Here is a 1,763-nt window from a genome sequence, read left to right as displayed (position 1 = left end):
AGGGTGAAAACGTTGAGCATGGAGCGCTCCCGGCGAAGTCTGCTGTCTGAAAGGGCGGGCCGCATCGGCGGGCCCGAGGGCGGTGAGGGTGCTTTCAGCCAGCAGGCCGCCCGATTCAGGTCGCCGCGCGCGCGGCGACGATCAGATGGTGGCGGGGGTGGCTGAAAGCACGCAACTGGGGGGCGTGCTGTCCATGGCGTTCTCCGGGGTGGATCGGTCGCCGGATTATGGCACCGCCGCCGCGCTGGAGAGCGGCGAATGAGGTGCCATGAAGCGCATCAATTCGTCCTTTCTGCGCCACGCATCGTGCTCACCCAGTTCAATGAGCGCGTGCACGAAACCCGGCTCGAACAACAGGTAGCTCGCCAGGGAAGCGGCGCTGCCCGCCGCGCTGCGTGCTGTGTCCAGGGCGCCCAGACCGGCGAGTGTGTTGCGCGTCGAAGTGGGCAACTCACCAATGTGTTTGCGCGCCAGTTCATCGAGCGAAAAGCTGGGTTGGATGGCGAGCACCTCGACCGGCCGATAGGGCAAGGCCGCGGCGAGCGCAGGCGGCAGGCGCGACAAGGTCTGGCTCACGCGCTGTGCCTGTTCCACATCGGCCTGCAAGGTGTCGTGGAACACGCTGGCCATGGCGTGGCCGGCGATGGTGCCGGCGGTCGGGTCGCCCGCCGTGCGCGCCACCATGCCCGAACGCTGAGGCTGGCCCACACCGATGACCAGCACGCGGCGCGCGCCGAAATGAATGGCCGGCGACAAAGGCGAGAGTTGGCGCATGGAACCGTCACCGAAATGCTCCTTGCGGCCCTCCACCCACAGCGGAACCGCCGGAAACAGGAACGGAATCGCGCTCGACGCCATCAGATGCTCGATCGTGATCGGTTGGAACGTGGCACGGCGCCCTGGACGGTGCCAGGGTTGCACGGTCAGACCGGTACGCGTCTGGCAGAAGGTCCAGTGTTCGCCGCTGGTGTAGCTCGACGCCGTCACCCCCAGCGCGTGGATGGCGCCATGCTCCAGCGCCATTTCCAGCCCCGGCAGGTCGATCGCCTTGTGCAGCGTGTTCACCAGCGGCAACGTGTCCAGCAGTGCGCGATGCCGCCGGACCTGGCGCGCCAGTGTCCAGCCCGCCACGAGCCGGTTCGCGCGCACCCAGCCCGGCGCTTCGAGCCGGTACACCTGCTCCGAGCGCAAGCCCATCCAGAACGTGGCGAGTTGCGGCAGTGCTGCCAGCCCCTGCCCGGCGATGCTGCCCAGGTACGCCGCATTGAGCGCACCGGCCGAGGTGCCGAACAACCATTCAAATGGAAACCCCTTGGCGCTGGTCGGCTGCATGGCCGCGATGGCCTTGAGCACGCCCGCCTGGTAGGCGGTGCGGGCGCCACCCCCCATCAGCACCAGCGCGCATGCATCGGGCCGCACGTCGTGTGACGACGCGGCCAGCATGTTGTGCGTGATGATGGTGTCGAGGGACATGGACTCCGGCGTGGGCTGCTTGCGTCAGAGCATAGGACAAGCCGCAACGAACCGGACACGGCCGGCCAATCCGGACCTCCCTGGTGCCCTTTTTGCGCCCAATCACACGCCTTGTTGCCCTTGGCGGCTTGCGTCAGACGGGTTTCGTGTGCATAGTGGACTCAAGACATCCCCGTGGCCGCCGGGAGGTCTTGCCCCAGGCGGCTTGTCTCAACCCGGAGCATATGGAGGCTCTTTCTATGAACCTGACGATCAGCGGTCACCACCTTGAGGTCACACCCGCCCTGCGC

Annotated in this window: 1 protein-coding gene; it reads right to left on the bottom strand. The window is 67.1% G+C overall.

Features of this window, described 5'->3' with window-relative positions:
- Nucleotides 1-225: 225 nt before the first annotated feature.
- Entirely contained in the window at nt 226-1,473 is a 1,248-nt protein-coding gene (locus Q1W68_RS12110) for a patatin-like phospholipase family protein (protein ID WP_300652314.1), read from the bottom strand.
- Nucleotides 1,474-1,763 lie beyond the last annotated feature (290 nt).

The organism is Hydrogenophaga sp. (assembly GCF_030158645.1).
GTDB lineage: Bacteria > Pseudomonadota > Gammaproteobacteria > Burkholderiales > Burkholderiaceae_C > Hydrogenophaga.
This window is presented reverse-complemented; position numbering and strand designations above follow the sequence as displayed.

What these genes read in the sequence shown, in the direction of transcription:
- Q1W68_RS12110 (WP_300652314.1), bottom strand. Translation starts at nt 1,473, where the DNA reads ATGTCCCTCGACACCATCATCACGCACAACATGCTGGCCGCGTCGTCA.